This window comes from Pseudomonas sp. Pf153 (genome assembly GCF_001269775.1).
Lineage (GTDB): Bacteria > Pseudomonadota > Gammaproteobacteria > Pseudomonadales > Pseudomonadaceae > Aquipseudomonas > Aquipseudomonas uvaldensis.
The window spans coordinates 532,787-551,008 of sequence record NZ_LHVL01000009.1 but is presented as its reverse complement, the minus strand read 5'-3'; the positions used below and the strand labels follow the sequence as shown (position 1 = coordinate 551,008).

The 18,222-nt window shown below is 61.8% G+C and carries 17 protein-coding genes and 1 pseudogene; 15 read left to right on the top strand and 3 right to left on the bottom strand.

What is annotated here, in order from left to right; translation table 11 throughout:
* The first annotated feature begins 29 nt into the window (after window positions 1-29).
* The 3 genes from prlC (at window position 30) to AD666_RS07445 (ending at window position 4,533) form a co-directional block, all read left to right on the top strand.
* On the top strand, window positions 30-2,108 hold the full coding sequence (gene prlC, locus AD666_RS07455) for an oligopeptidase A (RefSeq protein WP_172679598.1): 2,079 nt from the start codon (window positions 30-32) through the stop codon (window positions 2,106-2,108).
* Complete coding sequence (locus AD666_RS07450) at window positions 2,105-2,383, top strand: YheV family putative zinc ribbon protein (RefSeq protein WP_053149554.1); 279 nt, start codon at window positions 2,105-2,107, stop codon at window positions 2,381-2,383. The genes prlC and AD666_RS07450 overlap by 4 nt, the downstream gene beginning before the upstream one ends.
* Window positions 2,384-2,496: 113 nt before the next feature.
* Window positions 2,497-4,533, top strand: a complete 2,037-nt coding sequence (locus AD666_RS07445; RefSeq protein WP_053149551.1) for a M3 family metallopeptidase — start codon at window positions 2,497-2,499, stop codon at window positions 4,531-4,533.
* Here the strand turns inward: AD666_RS07445 and AD666_RS26770 are convergent.
* Window positions 4,527-4,683: pseudogene (locus AD666_RS26770) on the bottom strand (protein phosphatase); the annotation flags it as partial. The gene AD666_RS07445 and the pseudogene AD666_RS26770 overlap by 7 nt on opposite strands.
* A 160-nt stretch (window positions 4,684-4,843) precedes the next feature.
* Between AD666_RS26770 and AD666_RS07440 the strand changes: the two are divergent.
* The 3 genes from AD666_RS07440 to AD666_RS07430 all read left to right on the top strand — a co-directional run bounded on the left by AD666_RS07440 (window position 4,844) and on the right by AD666_RS07430 (window position 8,447).
* A complete protein-coding gene (locus tag AD666_RS07440) occupies window positions 4,844-5,902 on the top strand; it encodes a PA0069 family radical SAM protein (protein ID WP_053149548.1) in 1,059 nt (352 codons plus the stop codon).
* Window positions 5,903-6,097: 195 nt separating this feature from the next.
* On the top strand, window positions 6,098-6,829 hold the full coding sequence (locus AD666_RS07435) for a carbonic anhydrase (RefSeq protein ID WP_053149546.1): 732 nt from the start codon (window positions 6,098-6,100) through the stop codon (window positions 6,827-6,829).
* An 88-nt stretch (window positions 6,830-6,917) separates the two neighbouring features.
* Complete coding sequence (locus tag AD666_RS07430; RefSeq protein ID WP_053149544.1) at window positions 6,918-8,447, top strand: SulP family inorganic anion transporter; 1,530 nt, start codon at window positions 6,918-6,920, stop codon at window positions 8,445-8,447.
* 154 nt (window positions 8,448-8,601) lie between these two features.
* On the opposite strand, the gene AD666_RS07425 is transcribed toward AD666_RS07430, so the two are convergent.
* Entirely contained in the window at window positions 8,602-9,252 is a 651-nt protein-coding gene (locus tag AD666_RS07425; RefSeq protein ID WP_053149542.1) for a hypothetical protein, read from the bottom strand.
* A 372-nt stretch (window positions 9,253-9,624) separates the two neighbouring features.
* Between AD666_RS07425 and coxB the strand changes: the two genes are divergently transcribed.
* The 4 genes from coxB (at window position 9,625) to AD666_RS07405 (ending at window position 14,022) form a co-directional block, all read left to right on the top strand.
* A complete protein-coding gene (gene coxB / locus AD666_RS07420) occupies window positions 9,625-10,752 on the top strand; it encodes a cytochrome c oxidase subunit II (protein ID WP_053149539.1) in 1,128 nt (375 codons plus the stop codon).
* Window positions 10,753-10,834: 82 nt separating this feature from the next.
* Window positions 10,835-12,427 carry a cytochrome c oxidase subunit I gene (gene ctaD, locus AD666_RS07415; protein WP_053149536.1) on the top strand — a complete coding sequence of 531 codons (1,593 nt, stop codon included), beginning with the start codon at window positions 10,835-10,837 and terminating at the stop codon, window positions 12,425-12,427.
* Window positions 12,428-12,558: 131 nt separating this feature from the next.
* Window positions 12,559-13,110 (top strand): cytochrome c oxidase assembly protein, encoded by a 552-nt coding sequence (locus tag AD666_RS07410; RefSeq protein ID WP_053149532.1) that lies wholly within the window; start codon window positions 12,559-12,561, stop codon window positions 13,108-13,110.
* 24 nt (window positions 13,111-13,134) lie between these two features.
* Entirely contained in the window at window positions 13,135-14,022 is an 888-nt protein-coding gene (locus AD666_RS07405) for a cytochrome c oxidase subunit 3 (protein ID WP_053149528.1), read from the top strand.
* 8 nt (window positions 14,023-14,030) lie between these two features.
* Here the strand turns inward: AD666_RS07405 and AD666_RS07400 are convergent, their stop codons facing one another.
* On the bottom strand, window positions 14,031-14,234 hold the full coding sequence (locus AD666_RS07400; RefSeq protein WP_053149525.1) for a twin transmembrane helix small protein: 204 nt from the start codon (window positions 14,232-14,234) through the stop codon (window positions 14,031-14,033).
* Between the two features lie 70 nt (window positions 14,235-14,304).
* On the opposite strand from AD666_RS07400, the gene AD666_RS07395 reads away from it, so the two are divergent.
* Genes AD666_RS07395 through AD666_RS07375 form a run of 5 tightly spaced genes read left to right on the top strand, consistent with a single transcriptional unit; the run spans window position 14,305 to window position 18,210 of the window.
* On the top strand, window positions 14,305-15,042 hold the full coding sequence (locus AD666_RS07395; protein WP_053149522.1) for an SURF1 family protein: 738 nt from the start codon (window positions 14,305-14,307) through the stop codon (window positions 15,040-15,042).
* Window positions 15,008-15,601 (top strand): hypothetical protein, encoded by a 594-nt coding sequence (locus AD666_RS07390; RefSeq protein ID WP_053149519.1) that lies wholly within the window; start codon window positions 15,008-15,010, stop codon window positions 15,599-15,601. The genes AD666_RS07395 and AD666_RS07390 overlap by 35 nt, the downstream gene beginning before the upstream one ends.
* Before the next feature lie 10 nt (window positions 15,602-15,611).
* Complete coding sequence (locus tag AD666_RS07385) at window positions 15,612-16,691, top strand: heme A synthase (protein WP_053149517.1); 1,080 nt, start codon at window positions 15,612-15,614, stop codon at window positions 16,689-16,691.
* Window positions 16,679-17,578, top strand: coding sequence for a heme o synthase (gene cyoE, locus AD666_RS07380; RefSeq protein WP_053149514.1), 900 nt, complete (start codon window positions 16,679-16,681; stop codon window positions 17,576-17,578). The genes AD666_RS07385 and cyoE overlap by 13 nt, the downstream gene beginning before the upstream one ends.
* A complete protein-coding gene (locus AD666_RS07375; protein WP_053149512.1) occupies window positions 17,575-18,210 on the top strand; it encodes an SCO family protein in 636 nt (211 codons plus the stop codon). The genes cyoE and AD666_RS07375 overlap by 4 nt, the downstream gene beginning before the upstream one ends.
* Window positions 18,211-18,222 lie beyond the last annotated feature (12 nt).

Genomic DNA, 18,222 nt, shown 5'->3' with positions numbered 1-18,222 from the left:
TGAAGGTCGATTGTAATTAAGATGGGCCAATGTTTCTTCCAGCCAAGGTGCCCACCGTGAGCGTGAACAACCCTCTTTTGCAGCCCTACGATCTACCGCCATTCTCGGCGATCCGTGCCGAGCACGTGCAACCGGCCATCGAACAGATCCTGGCTGACAACCGCGCCGCCATCGCTGAAATCCTCAAGACCCAGGGCAGCCAGCCTACCTGGGCCGGCCTGGTGCTGGCGATGGACGAACTCAACGATCGCCTGGGCGCCGCCTGGAGCCCGGTGAGCCACCTGAACGCCGTGCGCAACAGCCCGGAACTGCGCGAGGCCTACGAGGCCTGCCTGCCGGCGCTGAGTGCCTACTCCACCGAGCTGGGCCAGAACCGTGAGTTGTTCCAGGCTTTCGAAGCCCTGGCCAACAGCCCCGAAGCCGCCGGTTTCGACGTGGCGCAGAAAACCATCCTCGAGCACTCCTTGCGGGACTTCCGCCTGTCGGGCATCGACCTGCCGCCCGACCAGCAGAAGCGCTACGCCGAAGTGCAGAGCAAGTTGTCCGAGCTGGGCAGCCGCTTCTCCAATCAACTGCTGGACGCCACCCAGGCCTGGACCAAGCACGTCACTGACGAAGCCGCCCTCGCCGGCCTCACCGATTCAGCCAAGGCGCAAATGGCCGCGGCCGCCCAGGCCAAGGGGCTGGACGGCTGGCTGATCAATCTGGAATTCCCCAGCTACTACGCCGTGATGACCTACGCCGAAGATCGCGCCCTGCGTGAAGAAGTCTACGCCGCCTACTGCACCCGAGCGTCTGATCAGGGCCCGAACGCTGGCCAAAACGACAACGGCCCGGTGATGGAGCAGATCCTCGATCTGCGCCAGGAACTGGCCGGGCTGCTGGGTTTCGCCAACTTCGCCGAACTGAGCCTGGCGACCAAAATGGCCGAGTCCAGCGATCAGGTCCTGAGCTTCCTGCGGGATCTGGCCAAGCGCAGCAAACCGTTCGCCGCCCAGGACCTGGAACAGTTGAAGGCATTTGCCGCCGAACAGGGCTGCCCGGACTTGCAGAGCTGGGACAGCGGTTTCTATGGCGAAAAACTGCGCCAGCAACGCTACAGCGTGGCCCAGGAAGCCCTGCGCGCCTACTTCCCGATCGACAAGGTACTGAGCGGCCTGTTCGCTATCGTGCAACGCCTGTACGGCATCGAAATCGCCGAGCTGAAGGAATTCGATAGCTGGCATCCCGACGTGCGCCTGTTCGAGATCAAGGAAAACGGCCAGCACGTCGGTCGTTTCTTCTTTGACCTGTATGCCCGCGCCAACAAGCGCGGCGGTGCCTGGATGGATGGCGCCCGTGACCGTCGACGCACCCTCGATGGCGTGCTGCAAAGCCCGGTCGCCAACCTGGTCTGTAACTTCACCCCGGCTGACAGCGGCAAACCCGCGCTGCTGACCCACGACGAAGTCACCACCCTGTTCCACGAGTTCGGCCATGGCCTGCATCACCTGCTGACCCGCGTCGAACACGCCGGCGTTTCCGGCATCAACGGCGTGGCCTGGGACGCAGTTGAGCTGCCAAGCCAGTTCATGGAGAACTGGTGCTGGGAGCCGGAAGGCCTGGCGCTGATTTCCGGTCACTACGAAACCGGCGAACCGTTGCCCCAGGACCTGCTGGAAAAGATGCTCGCGGCAAAAAACTTCCAGTCCGGCCTGATGATGGTTCGTCAGCTGGAGTTCTCGCTGTTCGACTTCGAGCTGCACGCCACCCACGGCGACGGTCGCAGCGTGGCGCAAGTGCTCGAAGGTGTGCGCGACGAAGTCTCGGTAATGCGTCCGCCCGCCTACAACCGCTTCCCCAACAGTTTCGCCCACATCTTCGCCGGCGGTTACGCGGCGGGCTACTACAGCTACAAATGGGCGGAAGTGCTGTCGGCCGACGCGTTCTCCAAGTTCGAAGAAGACGGCGTACTCAATGCCGACACCGGCCGCGCCTTCCGCGAAGCGATCCTGGCCCGTGGCGGTTCCCAGGAGCCAATGGTGCTGTTCGTCGACTTCCGTGGCCGTGAGCCGTCGATTGACGCACTCTTGCGCCACAGCGGCCTGAGCGAGGACGCGGCAGCATGAGTGAGGGGCCTGTGATCACCAAGAAACGCTTTATCGCCGGGGCGGTCTGCCCGGCGTGCAGCGAGCCGGACAAGTTGATGATGTGGAATGAAGACGGCGTGCCGCATCGCGAGTGCGTGGCCTGCGGCTACTCCGACACGCTCAACGAACAGGGCCTGTCAGTGCCCAAGGAGCTGGGCACCCGGGTCAATACCTCCGCGCCCAAAGTGCCGGACGCCAAGGTCCAGGCGGTGCAGTTCTTCCCCAATCCCAAGTTGAAGAAAAAACCCGACTGACATCGGCGGCATCACCTTCCGGGCCGTCCGGCCCGGAAGCGATATTTATATACCGCCCGCCTTGTCGCCTTCCTGCCCAGACTGACCCTCCAGTCCAGACAGGAAGCGATCCCATGCCCGACGATGATAATCCGCTCTTGCAGGCTTATGACCTGCCGCCCTTTTCGCAGATCCAGGCCAGACATTTCCTGCCGGCGCTCGAACGGATGCTTGCCGAAAGCAGCGATCAGGTGGCGGCAATCATCAAGACTCAACAGCCCTTTCCTACTTGGGATGATCTGGTGCTGGCCATGGACGAAATCCATGTCCGGCTGAAGCGTTTCGATTATGTACTGGACTGCCTGACTTCGACCCGGACAGGAGAGGCCTGGACCCAGGCCTCACTGGACTGTCACCAACGATTGCAGGATTTCCAGCAGTCGTTGGCGCGCAACCCCGATCTGTTTCGGCTCTACCAGCAGTTGGCAGGCAGCCAGATCGCCCGGCATTTCGAACCGGCGAGAAAACGTGTCCTGGAAAAAATTCTGCAACGTTTCCGCCGAAACGGTTTGAACGGGTTACCCGATGCGGTCCAGACAGACCTGAACCTACTGAAGCGACGTATGCAAGGAGCTCGGCAACTCTTCCTGGAGCACCTGCAGGCAGCCAACAAGGCCTGGAGCCAATCATTCGATGATGAGCGGCAGTTGAGTGGTCTGCCGCCCCCCTACAAACAGCAGATGGCCAACCAGGCACGGGAAGCGGGGCGTACGGGGTGGTTGCTCACGCTCAGTGACGAATCGTTCGGCATCGTGACGAGCTACGCCGACAATCGCCAACTGCGCGAAGACATCTACATCGCCTACAGCACCCGGGCCTCGGATCGAGGCCCCCATGCCCACCAGTTCGACAACGGTCCCGTACTCTGGCAATTGCTGCAGGATCGTCGTCGTTACGCCAGCTTGCTGGGCTACTCTGACTTCGCTCAAATGGCCATCGAACCGGATCAAGCCGAGTCCACCGCTCAGGTCATCGCCTTTTTGCAGGACCAGCTCCAACAACACCAGGACGTTTTTATCCAGGACACGGAACAGCTGAAGGCGTTTGCCAGGCAACAAGGTTTCAATGAACTTCGTCCTTGGGACTACCCCTACCTGACGGAAAAACTTCGCCAGCACACAGCGGGGTTTTCAATGCACGCAGCCAGCGCCTGGTTCCCCCTGGAATCCACCTTTTCCCAACTGCTGCTGATGGCGAAAGAGCTGTTCGCCGTGGACCTCATCGAACGCCGGGACGTCGCGACCTGGCACCCGGAGGTACGGCTTTTCGAGGTCCGGGAACGGGGAGAAGCCATCGGTTACCTCTATTTCGATCCCTTCGAGGACGCCAACGCAGGCGGCTACCCCAGCACCACCGTCTTGCGAAACCGCCACATCACCGCCGAAGGCCGGCCCCGTCACCCCATCGCCGCCCTGCACGCCTGGCTGCCACGCAGCGCCGACGCGAAACCCGTCCTGCTCAATCATCTGCAACTGCGCGTGCTGATGCATGAGTTTGGCCATTGCCTGCACCACCTGTTGAGCCGGGCGGAATATCGCGACGTGTCGGGAATCATGGAGTTGTCCGGCGATACGTCCGAGTTTGCCGGCGTGTTGTTCGAGCAATGGTGCTTTGCCAAAGATTGCCTGGTTCGCCTGTCCGGGCATTACCAGACCGGCAAGCCCCTGCCTGACGAAACGGCCGACCAGCTGCTGACCTTCGTCAATACCCAGGCCAGTTGGGAAACGGCCGCCCTCTTGCGCAACGCCCTGTTCGATATGGAACTGCACCGCAGCCACGGCGACGGTCGTACGGTTCAGCAAGTGTTCGATCAGGTCAGCGCGCAGATCGGGCACCTGCCCGTGGCCGGTTACGAACGCTGGTCCAACGCGCTGGACTACATGGTGACCGGCTATGCAGCCCGAATCTACGCCTACATCTGGTCGAAGGAACTGGCCTTGAATGCATTTGAGAGATTCAAGCGCGAGGGATTGTTCAACGCGGCCACCGGCCGGGCGCTGCGCGAAACGGTCTTCGGCCCGGGCGATTCGCGACCACTGGCCGAATCCATTGCAGCGTTTTCAGCCACACCGGCGGTCATTGCCCGGGACGTGAGGTGCGCGTCGAAGTGATGGCTGTCGCCAAAGCCACCACCTTCGATCATTTCGTTCAATGCGTCCTCGTTGCTCCAGCCTTGCATAGTGGGTGCGATAGGACAATTGCACCCGCTCGATGCCGGGCGTGGACAGGCATTGCGCATCCGAGTCCGGCAGAAAGGTGATACCGGGAAATTCGAGTCGCCCAGTGTCGACTCGCTCCGGTTAAAAACCTGTCGGCGGGATGTCAAAGCGCCGTGAACGGCCAAACCAGACTGCCGAATGGCACTGGCCTGAATCACAGATAGCGAATACTGTATACACATACAGCATTCGGAGCATATCCATGTCAGCCTCTCTTCCGCCTCGCGGTCGCGGCACGGCCGCCAACCCGCATAACCGCTTCGCCCCAAGTCGCTCGGTGGTCGAGGACGACGGCTGGTATCAGGAAGTACCGCCGACCCAAGGCACCGAAGTACGCATCGAAACGGCAAAAACCATCATCACCCGCAACACCTCGCCGGACATCGGTTTCGACCGCTCGATCAACCCCTACCGGGGCTGCGAACACGGTTGCATCTACTGCTACGCGCGCCCCAGCCACGCCTATTGGGACATGTCGCCGGGGCTGGATTTCGAGACGAAGCTGATCGCCAAGACCAATGCCGCCGATGTGCTGGAAGAACAGTTGTCCAGGCGCGGCTACCAATGCGCGCCGATTGCCCTGGGCGCCAATACCGATCCCTACCAGCCTATCGAACGCGAACACGGAATTACCCGACAGATCCTTCAGGTGCTGCTGCGCTATCGCCATCCGGTGACGATCGTCACCAAAGGCTCGCTGATTCTGCGCGACCTGGATCTGCTGACCGAATTGGCACAGCAGCGCCTGGTCAGGGTCATGATCAGCCTGACCACCCTGGACGATGAACTCAAACGCATTCTCGAACCGCGCGCGGCGGCACCCAAGGCGCGGCTACGAGCAATCCGGGTAATGCGCGAGGCGGGTATTGCGGTGGGGGTGTTGTGTTCGCCGATGATTCCGATGATCAACGACAGTGAGATCGAAAGCCTGCTGACCGAAGCCCATGCCGCGGGAGCGCAAAGCGCCTCCTATATCATGCTGCGGCTGCCGCTGGAGGTCGCCCCGCTGTTCGAGGAGTGGTTGCAGGCCCACTACCCGCAGCGCGCCGCCCACGTCCTGAGCCTGGTTCGCCAGAGCCGAGGCGGCGAGCTCTATGACAGCCGGTTCGGTACGCGAATGCGCGGCGAAGGGCCGTTCGCCGACCTGCTGGCCCAGCGGTTCACCAAGGCCCTCAAGCGCCTCGGGCTCGAGCGACGCGGCGGTTACGATCTCGATTGCGACGCCTTTTGTCCGCCGGGCCGACAGATGTCGTTGATTTGATTAAAGTTGACCTTGTGACATAGGCCCGAAATGATCGCACCTGTACTTTAGGCCATGCCTGTAATCGTTGTTCTAGAGCCATCGATTCAGTTTGAGTTAAGTTTCGGTCGCTACCTTGTTCATCGAGTGACTGACGGGTCGAACCCTTCGACCTGGATGTTTTTTAACCAGCCACTGGCGTTATGAGGATGAATCATGAGTGACAAGGATAAACAGCCGTTGGCTGCGTCGGCTTCAGCCCAACCGGAGGCGGAAACCGCCGATGCAGCGCTGCAGCATATTGTTGACGGCTTTTTGCATTTCCATCACGAGATCTTTCCGCAGCAGGAAGAACTCTTCAAGAAACTCGCCACTGCCCAGAAGCCCCGGGCAATGTTCATCACCTGCGCCGATTCGCGCATCGTGCCCGAGCTGATTACCCACAGCTCACCCGGCGACCTGTTCGTGACCCGTAACGTGGGCAACGTCGTTCCACCCTACGGACAGATGAACGGTGGTGTTTCCACCGCCATCGAATACGCCGTACTGGCCCTCGGCGTGCAGCACATCATCGTCTGCGGCCACTCCGATTGCGGCGCCATGCGCGCAGTGCTCAACCCCGATACCCTGGAAAAAATGCCCACGGTCAAGGCCTGGCTACGCCACGCCGAAGTGGCCAAGACCATGGTTCACGACAATTGCCCGTGCGGCGATGAAAAACAGACCATGCCCATCCTCACCGAAGAGAACGTGATCGCGCAGCTGCACCACTTGCGAACGCACCCTTCGGTGGCCTCTCGCATGGCCAGCGGCCAGTTGTTCATCCATGGTTGGGTGTACAACATCGAGACCAGCGAGATCAAAGCCTTCGACGCGGACCGGAACTGTTTCCTGCCGCTCGATGGTAGCCATCCGATCCCGGTGGCGACGCCCAAAGCGCGCTTCTAACCGCTCCTAAACATCTGCGTGGTACAAGCCCAGTCTGCTTTCGAGCGGCCTGGCCTTGCCATGCCTGAAGAATCTCGGGAGAGTCGCCATGCGTGCTGCTCAATTGAAAGCTGTTCTGCCACGGGAGCTGCTGGCTTCGGTGGTTGTGTTTCTGGTGGCATTGCCCTTGTGCATGGGCATTGCCATCGCGTCCGGCCTGCCACCTGCCAAAGGGTTGATCACCGGTATCGTTGGCGGCTTGGTGGTGGGTTTTCTTGCCGGTTCCAAGTTGCAAGTCAGCGGGCCGGCCGCCGGCTTGGCGGTGCTGGTCTTCGAACTGGTGCGCCAGCATGGCGTAGGGATGCTCGGGCCGATCCTGCTGCTGGCGGGTTTTCTGCAATTGCTGGCCGGGCGTTTTCGCCTGGGCTGCTGGTTCCGGGTCACCGCGCCTGCGGTGGTGTACGGGATGCTGGCGGGTATCGGCGTGCTGATCGTCCTGTCCCAGGTCCATGTGATGCTCGATGCGGCGCCCAAGCCGTCGGGACTGGATAACCTGGCGGCGTTCCCTGGCGCAGTGTCCCAGGCGTTGCCGTCATTCGGCTGGCAGGCCGGTTTGCTCGGTTTGTCGACGATTGCAGTGATGTGGTTGTGGGAGAAGTTTCGTCCGCACAGCCTGCGCTTCATTCCTGGCGCCTTGCTCGGCGTGGGCCTGGCAACCGTTGCCAGTCTGTTATTGGCCTTGCAGGTCAAGCGCGTGGAAGTGCCGGACAACCTCGCCGAAGCCATCGACTGGCTGCGCCCGGCGGACCTGCTGAACCTGGCAGACCCGAGCGTGCTGATCGCGGCGTTCGCTGTGGCCTTCATCGCCAGCGCGGAAACCCTGCTGTCGGCGGCCGCCGTGGATCGTATGCACAGCGGCGAGCGCGCCGACTTCGACCGGGAACTGTCCGCGCAAGGTGTCGGCAACATGCTGTGCGGCTTGCTCGGCTCACTGCCGATGACCGGCGTGATCGTACGCAGCTCGGCCAACGTCCAGGCTGGCGCCACCACGCGCATGTCGACGATTTTCCACGGCCTGTGGCTGCTGCTCTTCGTGCTGATGCTGTCCAGCGTGCTGCAAAGTATTCCGGTGGCGAGCCTGGCAGGCGTGCTGGTGTACACCGGTTTCAAACTGGTGGATATCAAGGCGTTCCGTAACCTGGGCCGTTATGGCCGGATGCCAATGTTCACCTACGCCGCGACGGCGCTGGCGATCATCTTCACCGACCTGCTGACGGGTGTGCTGATCGGCTTCGGCCTGACCCTGGCAAAACTGGCCTGGAAAGCCTCGCGCTTGAAAATCAGCCTGGTCGACCTGCCCCAGGAAGGCGAAATGGAACTGCGGCTGGTAGGCGCGGCCACCTTCCTCAAGGTTCCGGCGTTGACCCAGGTTCTGGACACCATCCCTCCAGGCGTCACGGTGCATGTACCGCTCAACAACCTGAGCTACATCGACCATTCGTGCCTGGAACTGCTGGAAGAATGGAGCCGGGCCAATGCCAGCAAGGGCTCGAAGCTGCTGATCGAATCGCGCGGGCTCAAGCGCCGGTTGGAAGGGCGGTTGCGGACGAATGTTGGGGTTGGCGCGACAGCAGGATAGTCCGCGATCCTGTGGGAGCGGGCTTGCTCGCGAAGGCGGAGTGTCAGGCAACATGTCTGTTAGCTGATACACCGCGTTCGCGAGCAAGCCCGTTCCCACAGTATTTGGTGTTTGCTGTCATTTCCCACTGGGTTCTGTGTGTACCTGGGATGGTTCAGGCCACCGGCTGTTCCAGCTCCAGGCCCACACCCAAGCGGCGGGACATACATGGCCAGCGCTTCCAGGCCTCGCCGGTTTGCGGGCTGCTGAGTTTCTCGCGGTAGGTTTCTACCGACTCCAATGCAAACGTCTCGTCATTGAGCATTTCATCGAAGGCGTGGTGCACCACTTCATCGAGCTGGTTGGCAAATTCCTCACCGATCAATTGATGGGCAATCAGGTTGGCGACCGTCATGTCCAGGGGGATCAGCGGCTGGCCGAAATGCTTGATGTACAGGTCGTTGACCTCTTCCACGAACCGGTGCGCCAGGTAGGCCTCGTCCAACAGGCTGTCGAGCCCGACATGGCCGTCCATGATCGAGGGCGGCTGTAGGAAATACTGCTCGGCAATTTTCAATACCGGCTTGATCTGCGACTCGATGCCCGCCTCCCGGGCGACCTCGTTGGCCGCGTCCAGCAAGTCAGGCACCTCATCGATGTAGGCGGCGACGAAGCGCGTCAGGGCGTCGTTGGCATTGGCGTCCGGCAATTGGATCGCTCGGTGCAGGTTCGGCAACTGGGCTTGCAACTGACGGGTCAACTGGCCGGTCTCGGCCTCGTGTTGTTGGGCTTTTTGGATCTGCTCGCGCAATGCGGCGGTGTTCATGAAAACTCCAGGAAACGAAAGGCAATGAAATAGGGAAGACATAACTTAGCTGGCGTAAAAAAACGCCTAAGACCTATTTGTAATAAATCCTTCGTCCTTGATGCCTGAGCGTTATATCTGTTTGCCATCACTCAGGCTGCATCCTTCTCCATTCGCGGGCTTGAGCGCAAGTCCCGGTCTGTTTCATGTGATTTACGTCATCGCGTTGCGAGGTTGAAGTCGCTGTCTATACTCGGGTTGGAATGGAGTTAGCTGATGAACCCGATGTAAGGCAGCAAGGCACGGCGGTTCGAGTTCGTAGTCTGGTGTAGCCGCTCCCTTGCCGCAGGCGTTAGGCCTACGGGATAACAAGAACGATAAGGGGAACCCGCAATGATGCGACATCCACATGTATGGATGGGCCTCCTGTTGTGTTCGATTTTCAGCCAGGCGCAAGCCGCCTGGACTGTGAATATGGCGCCTGGAGCGACACAGATCAGCAATGCAGTATTCGACCTGCACATGACCATCTTCTGGATCTGTGTGGTGATCGGCATCATCGTCTTCGGGGCCATGTTCTGGTCGATGATGATGCACCGCCGCTCGACGGGCCAGAATGCGGCCCACTTCCACGAAAACACCCGCGTCGAAATCCTCTGGACCATCGTGCCCTTCCTGATCCTGGTGGCCATGGCGATTCCCGCCACTGCCACGCTGATCAAGATGTACGACTCCAGCGAATCGGAGATCGACGTCCAGATCACCGGTTACCAGTGGAAGTGGCACTACAAATACCTGGGCCAGGACGTCGAGTTCTTCAGCAATCTGGCCACGCCTACCGATCAGATTCATAACCAGAGCGCCAAGAGCGAGCACTACCTGCTGGAAGTCGACAAGCCGCTGGTGCTGCCGGTCGACGCCAAGGTGCGCTTTCTGGTGACCTCCGCCGACGTGATCCACTCCTGGTGGGTGCCGGCTTTCGCGGTCAAGCGCGATGCGATCCCTGGCTTCGTCAATGAGGCCTGGACCAAGGTCGACAAGCCCGGCATCTATCGCGGCCAGTGCGCCGAGCTGTGCGGCAAGGACCATGGCTTCATGCCCATCGTGGTCGAGGTCAAGAGCAAGCCCGACTATGAAAAATGGCTGGGCGAACGCAAGGCCGAAGCTGCCCAGCTCAAGGAGCTGACCAGCAAGGAATGGACCCTCGAAGAACTCAAGGAACGCGGCGACAAGGTCTACCACACCACCTGCGTGGCCTGTCACCAGGCCGAAGGCCAGGGCCTGCCGCCGATGTTCCCGGCGCTCAAGGGCTCGAAGATCGCCACCGGGCCCAAGGCTGACCACCTGAACATCGTCTTCCACGGCAAGCCCGGCACATCCATGGCGGCCTTCGGCAAACAGCTATCGGAAGTCGATATCGCGGCGGTCGTGACCTATGAACGCAACGCCTGGGGCAACAACAAGGGCGACATGGTCACACCGAAAGAAGTGCTGGAACTCAAACAGGCGCAAAGCCAATGAGCCGGCCTGACGTGTGTTCCCGCAACCGGGCGGGGCTCGTTGCCCCGCGCCGTCCAGCCCATTCGTTCGAAGGAGACAGGACATGAGTGCTGTGATCGATGACCACGGTCATGCCGGCGCCGACCACGCCCACGGCCCCGCCAAGGGCCTGATGCGCTGGGTGCTGACCACCAACCACAAGGATATCGGCACGCTGTACCTGTGGTTCGCGTTCTCCATGTTCCTGTTGGGCGGCTCGTTCGCCATGGTGATCCGCGCCGAGCTGTTCCAGCCCGGCCTGCAGATCGTGCAGCCGGAATTCTTCAACCAGATGACCACCATGCATGGCCTGGTGATGGTCTTCGGCGCGGTGATGCCGGCGTTCGTCGGCCTCGCCAACTGGATGGTCCCGCTGATGATCGGCGCGCCGGACATGGCCCTGCCGCGCATGAACAACTTCAGCTTCTGGCTGTTGCCGGCGGCGTTCCTGATGCTGGTGTCGACCCTGTTCACCCCTGGCGGCGGGCCGAACTTCGGCTGGACCTTCTATGCGCCGCTGTCCACCACCTATGCGCCGGAAAGCGTGACGTTCTTCATCTTCGCCATCCACCTGATGGGCATCAGTTCGATCATGGGCGCGATCAACGTGATCGCCACCATCCTCAATCTGCGCGCCCCCGGCATGACCCTGATGAAGATGCCACTGTTCGTCTGGACCTGGCTGATCACCGCGTTCCTGCTGATCGCGGTGATGCCGGTTCTGGCCGGGTGCGTGACGATGATGCTGATGGACATCCACTTCGGCACCAGCTTCTTCAGTGCCGCCGGTGGCGGTGACCCGGTGCTGTTCCAGCACGTGTTCTGGTTCTTCGGCCACCCCGAGGTGTACATCATGATCCTGCCGGCCTTCGGCGCCGTCAGCTCGATCATTCCGGCGTTCTCGCGCAAGCCGCTGTTCGGCTACACCTCGATGGTCTACGCCACGGCGGCCATCGCGTTCCTGTCGTTCATCGTCTGGGCGCACCACATGTTCGTGGTGGGCATTCCGCTGGTGGGCGAGCTGTTCTTCATGTACGCGACCCTGCTGATCGCCGTGCCCACCGGGGTGAAAGTGTTCAACTGGGCCAGCACCATGTGGCAAGGCTCGCTGACCTTCGAGACACCGATGCTGTTTGCCGTGGCGTTCGTGATCCTGTTCACCATCGGTGGGTTCTCTGGATTGATGCTCGCCATCGCACCGGCGGACTTCCAGTACCAGGACACCTACTTCGTGGTCGCGCACTTCCACTACGTGCTGGTGCCCGGTGCGATCTTCGGGATCTTCGCCTCGGCCTACTACTGGCTGCCGAAATGGACCGGCCACATGTATGACGAAACCCTCGGCAAGCTGCACTTCTGGCTGTCCTTCGTGGGCATGAACCTGGCCTTCTTCCCGATGCACTTCGTGGGGCTGGCGGGCATGCCTCGGCGGATTCCCGACTACAACCTGCAGTTCGCCGATTTCAACATGGTCTCGTCCATCGGCGCGTTCATGTTCGGCACCACGCAGATCTTCTTCCTGTTCATCGTGATCAAGACCATCCGCGGTGGCGAGCCGGCACCGGCCAAGCCGTGGGATGGGGCTGAAGGGCTGGAGTGGAGCGTGCCGTCACCGGCGCCGTATCACACGTTTACCACGCCGCCGGAAGTGAAATGAGATGACTCAAAAGACCCGTGTGGGAGCGGGCTTGCTCGCGAATCAGACGACGCGGTCTAACAGAAACACCGCGTCATCGTTCTTCGCGAGCAAGCCCGCTCCCACAGGGTTCGGTGCAAGGAGCCGCGTCCATGGCTGATTCAATTTCGATGAAGAAACTCGTCACCCGCCTGATGATCGTGGTGGTGGCGATGTTCGTCTTCGGTTTTGCCCTGGTGCCGATCTACGACGTGATGTGCAAGGCGTTCGGCATCAACGGCAAGACCGGCGGACAGTACGAAGGCGAGCAGACCGTCGACGAGTCGCGGCAGGTGCGCGTGCAGTTCCTGTCGACCAACGCCGTGGACATGGTCTGGGACTTCTACCCCAGAGGCGATGAGCTGGTGGTCAAGCCCGGGGCGGTGAACGAAATGGTCTTCGTGGCCCACAACCCCACCGACCGGCCAATGAGCGCCCAGGCCGTGCCGAGCATTTCACCGAGCACCGCGGCGGCCTATTTCCACAAGACCGAATGCTTTTGTTTTACCCAGCAAGTGCTGCAACCCGGCGAACGCATCGAAATGCCTATGCGCTTCATCGTTGACCGGGACATGCCCAAGGAAGTGAAGCACCTGACGCTGTCCTACACGCTGTTCGATATCACCGCTCGTCATCCACCGGTGGCTCAAAACACTGAACGATAGCGTGCCCGATAAGGAGAACAATAAATGGCAACTCATGAGCACTATTACGTTCCGGCCCAGAGCAAGTGGCCGATCATCGCCACGGTCGGGATGTTCGTCACGGTGTATGGCCTGGCGACCTGGTTCAACGACCTGAAAGCCGCGCGCCCGGATTCCCACGGCCCGCTGATCTTTTTCGTCGGTGGCCTGTTGCTCGCCTACATGCTCTTCGGTTGGTTCGGCGCGGTCATCAAGGAAAGCCGCGCCGGCCTGTACAGCGCGCAGCTCGACCGCTCGTTCCGCTGGGGCATGAGCTGGTTCATCTTTTCCGAAGTGATGTTCTTCATCGCATTCTTCGGCGCCCTGTTCTATGTGCGCATGGTGTCGGCGCCGGGCCTGGCCGGCGAAGGCAGCAAGGGCCTGTCGGAGATGCTCTGGCCGAACTTCGAATACGTCTGGCCGCTGCTGAACAACCCCGATCCGAAACTCTTCCCGCCGCCCAAGGACGTGATCAGCCCCTGGGGCCTGCCGCTGCTCAACACCGTGTTGCTGGTCAGCTCCAGCGTCACCGTGACCATCGCCCACCATGCCCTGAAGAAAGGCCATCGCGGCGCGTTGAAACTCTGGCTGGCGATCACCGTGCTACTGGGGTGCGCGTTCCTGGGCTTCCAGGCCGAGGAATACATCCACGCCTATAAAGAGCTGGGCCTGACGTTGGGTTCGGGGATCTACGGCGCGACGTTCTTCATGCTCACCGGTTTTCACGGGGCCCACGTGACCATCGGCACGATCATCCTGTTCGTGATGCTGATGCGCATCATGCGCGGGCACTTCGACAACGAGCACCAGTTCGGCTTCGAGGCCGCGAGTTGGTATTGGCACTTCGTCGATGTGGTGTGGATCGGCCTGTTCATCTTCGTCTACGTGCTCTGAGACCACCGTCACCAAGGGGCGTGAGAGACCAACTGGCCGCTGAAAAAACCCCAGGCGATCAAGCCGACGGTGACAGCGGCCAGGCTGACCCGCACCGCCAGGGCGATGACCAAGCGATTGGAATCGCTTTCGTCCTTGACCAGAAAAAACAGGCCACTGAACAGGCTGGCAATCGTGGCAATCAGCATCAGGACGATGGCTGCTTTGAGCATCAGGAACACTCCGGGGGGACGCGATGCACGTGAGTATAGCTATCCCGTTGAACCGCTTTCGGACGGCGCCATGAAGGGCTTCCGGCCGGGCATCGTGCCGTCTTTGGTGGTGGCCGTGCTGGTGCCGGTGATGGTGTGCCTGGGGTTCTGGCAACTGGGCCGGGGCGAACAGAAACGCATGCTCATGGAGAACTATGCCGAGCGCCGCGTAGCGCCGCCGCTGGACAGCACCGAGCTGCAGCACACCGCCGACCCGGCGTTTCGTCCGGTGCAGCTCAACGGCCAGTTCGACGCCGAGCACAGCATCCTGTTGGACAACCGCCAGCACGACGGCAAGGTCGGCGTCGAACTGCTCCAGCCGTTCCTCGATCACGCCAGTGGCCTGTGGCTGCTGGTCAATCGCGGCTGGCTGCCGTGGCCCGATCGCCGCACCCCGCCGGTCTTCGACACCCCCGAACGCCCCGTCAGCCTGCAGGCCTGGGTCTACGTCGCGCCGGGCGCCACCTTCCAGTTGCACGCCGACCCGACCAACGCGCCCTGGCCACGCCTGGTCACGGCCATCGAACCGGGCAAGCTCTGGGCCGAGCTGGATCGCAACGGCTTCGCCTATGAACTGCGCCAGCAAAGCGGACCCGGCGCCTACCGCACCGACTGGCCGGTGGTGAGCATGGGCCCGGAAAAACACCTCGGTTATGCCGTGCAGTGGTTCGCCATGGCGACGGCACTGTTCGGCCTTTTTCTTTATCTCGGATGGCATAACGCAGGGAGACACCATGGGAAGCGCCATGAATCCAACCAACACGTCTGAGGCACCTTCGGCCCACAGCCGCCGCAAGGGACGCCTGCAATTGCTGCTGATTGTGTTCGGGGTCGTCGGCCCGATGATCCTCGCCACCGGCATGTATAAATTCCAGTTCTGGGTGCCCGACAGCCGCAGCTACCACGGCGAACTGATCGGCACCGGCCAGACCCGCGCCGAGATCGGCGTGCAGGCCGATGAAAAGCGCTGGCAGCTCCTCGTCACGGCGCCCAAGGACTGTTCCGTAGACTGCCGGCAACTGGTCTATCTTGCCCGCCAAGTGCAGATCGGCCTCGGTCGCGATGCCTCCCGCGCCAGCCACGCCCTGGCCATCGCCCAGCCGCTGGATGCCGAGTACGACGCCCAACTGCAACGCGAATACCCGCAACTGCAACGCTACCCACTGGACCTGCCCGCCTATGAAAAAGGCGCTCAGGGCTCCGGCGGCGCCCAGCTGTGGATCATCGACCCCCACAGCAACCTGGTGCTGCGCTACGACGCCCGCGTCAAAGGCAAGGACCTGCTCAACGACCTGCGCCACCTGCTGAAACTGTCGAACATCGGATGAGGGCATCGACATGGCCAAACCAGGATTTCGCCTCGCGCTGTTTGCCACACTGCTGGCACTGATCGTCGTATTGCTGGGCGCCTACACCCGACTGACCCACGCCGGCCTCGGTTGCCCGGACTGGCCCGGTTGCTACGGCTTCATCAGCGTGCCCAAGAGCGAAGCCCAACTGGCCCATGCCGAGCTGCTTTTCCCCGACACCCCGGTGGAGGCCCACAAGGGCTGGAACGAGATGGTCCATCGCTATTTCGCCGGCGCCCTGGGCTTGATGATCGTAGCGTTGGCGGCACGGTCCTGGATGAACCGCCATCGCCCGGGCCAGCCGCTGAAGCTGCCACTGTTTCTGCTGGCGGTGGTGTTCGCCCAGGCCGCGTTCGGCATGTGGACGGTGACGCTCAAGCTCTGGCCGCAAGTCGTCACCGGGCATCTGCTGGGCGGCTTCGCCACATTGAGCCTGCTGTTTCTGCTGACGTTGAGATTGTCCGGCGTACTGCCGGCGCTGACCGTGCCCAAGCGCCTGCAACACTGGGCCACCGCCGGGCTGCTGCTGGTGATCGGCCAGATCGCCCTCGGCGGTTGGGTCAGCTCCAATTACGCCGCCGTGGCCTGCATCGATTTCCCCACCTGCCACGGCCAATGGCTGCCACCGGCGGACTTCGCCAACGGCTTTCACCTGACCCAGCACATCGGCCCGAACTACCTGGGCGGCCAGCTCGACAGCGATGCGCGCACCGCCATTCACCTGACCCATCGCATCGGCGCGTTACTGGTGACGCTGGTGTTGCTCGGGCTGGCCTGGCAGTTGAAAAGAGTGGGCATGACCCGCTTGGCAGGGCTGGTGTTGATTGCTCTGGCCGCGCAAATCACCCTGGGCATCAGCAACGTGCTGTTCCACCTGCCGCTGCCGGTGGCCGTCGCCCACAACGCCGGGGGCGCAGCGCTGCTGCTGACCCTGGTGCTGGTCAACTATCACGCCCGCACCAGCCTGGTCCGGGTCAAGCATCAGGTCCCGCTGCGCTGGCGGTTCAACCCGCATAAACACAGCGTCAGCCCCATCACCATCAAAGGAGAGATGCCATGGCAACCCTGACCGGTACACGCCACAGCCGGGCGATCTGGCGCGATTACCTGGAGCTGACCAAACCGAAAGTGGTGGTGCTGATGCTCATCACCTCGCTGGTGGGCATGTTCCTCGCGACCCGCGCCGGGGTGCCGTGGACCGTGCTGGTGTTCGGCAATCTGGGCATCGCCCTGTGTGCCGGCGGCGCGGCGGCAGTCAACCACGTGGTAGACCGGCGCATCGACGCGGTGATGGCCCGCACTCATAAACGCCCCTTGGCCGAAGGCCGCGTCTCACCTGCCGCCGCCCTGACCTTCGCCCTAGCGTTGGCCGTGGCCGGGCAAGCGCTGCTGTTGGCCTTCACCAACCCGCTGACCGCCTGGCTGACCCTGGCCTCCCTGCTCGGTTACGCGGTGGTCTACACTGGCTTCCTCAAGCGGGCCACGCCGCAGAACATCGTCATCGGCGGCCTCGCCGGCGCCGCCCCGCCGCTGCTGGGTTGGGTCGCCGCCACCGGCCACGTCAGCGCCGAACCGCTGTTGCTGGTGCTGATCATCTTCGCCTGGACCCCGCCGCACTTCTGGGCCCTGGCGATCCACCGCAAAGAGGAATACGCCAAGGCCGATATCCCGATGCTGCCGGTGACCCACGGCGAGCACTACACCAAAATCCATATCCTGCTCTACACCCTGGTGCTGCTGGCGGTGAGCCTGATGCCCTTCGTGATCCAGATGAGCGGCTTGCTCTACCTGATTTGCGCCCTGGTACTCGGCGCCCGGTTCCTGCAATGGGCCGTGGTGTTGTACCGTGGCAGTCGGCCGCACGCCGCGATCAACACCTTCAAGTACTCTATCTACTACTTGTTCCTGCTGTTCATCGCCCTGCTTGTCGATCACTACTTATTGTTGAGCCTATGACCCGAACCCAGAAAACCGTCTTCATCCTCGTGGCCGTGATCGCGCTGATCCTCGGCCTGACCATCAACAAGGTGCTGACCGGCAAAGGCCAGGGCGACCAAACGGCCCTGATCGACGCCGGCATCATCCTGCTGCCGCAAAGCCGCACCCTGCCGGACGTGAAAATGACCGACCAGGACGGCCAGCCCGTGGCCGTGAACGCGTTGAAAGACAAATGGAGCCTGCTGTTCTTCGGCTACACCTTCTGCCCGGACATCTGCCCCACCACCCTCGCCCAACTGCGCCAGATCAAAAGCGAACTGCCGCCCGAGGCTGTGGATAAACTGCAAATCGTGCTGGTAAGCGTCGACCCGAACCGCGACACGCCCAAGCAGCTCAAGCAGTACCTGGGTTACTTCGACCCGCAGTTCAAAGGCCTGACCCCTTCATCCATCGAAGACCTGCAAAAACTCGCCAACGCCGTGAGCATTCCCTTCATCCCGGCGGATACCAGCAAGCCCAACTACACCGTCGACCACAGCGGCAACCTCGCCGTCATCGGCCCGGACGGCAGCCAACGCGGCTTTATCCGTGCGCCGCTGAACAACCAGAAACTGGTGGCGCAGTTGCCGGAGATGCTCAAGCGCAAATAACCCGCACAAGCT

Excerpts from the sequence above, each read along its gene's own strand:
- prlC (WP_172679598.1), top strand. The coding sequence starts at position 30 with ATGTTTCTTCCAGCCAAGGTGCCCACCGTGAGCGTGAACAACCCTCTT.
- AD666_RS07450 (WP_053149554.1), top strand. The coding sequence starts at position 2,105 with ATGAGTGAGGGGCCTGTGATCACCAAGAAACGCTTTATCGCCGGGGCG.
- AD666_RS07445 (WP_053149551.1), top strand. The coding sequence starts at position 2,497 with ATGCCCGACGATGATAATCCGCTCTTGCAGGCTTATGACCTGCCGCCC.
- AD666_RS07440 (WP_053149548.1), top strand. The coding sequence starts at position 4,844 with ATGTCAGCCTCTCTTCCGCCTCGCGGTCGCGGCACGGCCGCCAACCCG.
- AD666_RS07435 (WP_053149546.1), top strand. The coding sequence starts at position 6,098 with ATGAGTGACAAGGATAAACAGCCGTTGGCTGCGTCGGCTTCAGCCCAA.
- AD666_RS07430 (WP_053149544.1), top strand. The coding sequence starts at position 6,918 with ATGCGTGCTGCTCAATTGAAAGCTGTTCTGCCACGGGAGCTGCTGGCT.
- AD666_RS07425 (WP_053149542.1), bottom strand. The coding sequence starts at position 9,252 with ATGAACACCGCCGCATTGCGCGAGCAGATCCAAAAAGCCCAACAACAC.
- coxB (WP_053149539.1), top strand. The coding sequence starts at position 9,625 with ATGATGCGACATCCACATGTATGGATGGGCCTCCTGTTGTGTTCGATT.
- ctaD (WP_053149536.1), top strand. The coding sequence starts at position 10,835 with ATGAGTGCTGTGATCGATGACCACGGTCATGCCGGCGCCGACCACGCC.
- AD666_RS07410 (WP_053149532.1), top strand. The coding sequence starts at position 12,559 with ATGGCTGATTCAATTTCGATGAAGAAACTCGTCACCCGCCTGATGATC.
- AD666_RS07405 (WP_053149528.1), top strand. The coding sequence starts at position 13,135 with ATGGCAACTCATGAGCACTATTACGTTCCGGCCCAGAGCAAGTGGCCG.
- AD666_RS07400 (WP_053149525.1), bottom strand. The coding sequence starts at position 14,234 with ATGCTCAAAGCAGCCATCGTCCTGATGCTGATTGCCACGATTGCCAGC.
- AD666_RS07395 (WP_053149522.1), top strand. The coding sequence starts at position 14,305 with ATGAAGGGCTTCCGGCCGGGCATCGTGCCGTCTTTGGTGGTGGCCGTG.
- AD666_RS07390 (WP_053149519.1), top strand. The coding sequence starts at position 15,008 with ATGGGAAGCGCCATGAATCCAACCAACACGTCTGAGGCACCTTCGGCC.
- AD666_RS07385 (WP_053149517.1), top strand. The coding sequence starts at position 15,612 with ATGGCCAAACCAGGATTTCGCCTCGCGCTGTTTGCCACACTGCTGGCA.
- cyoE (WP_053149514.1), top strand. The coding sequence starts at position 16,679 with ATGGCAACCCTGACCGGTACACGCCACAGCCGGGCGATCTGGCGCGAT.
- AD666_RS07375 (WP_053149512.1), top strand. The coding sequence starts at position 17,575 with ATGACCCGAACCCAGAAAACCGTCTTCATCCTCGTGGCCGTGATCGCG.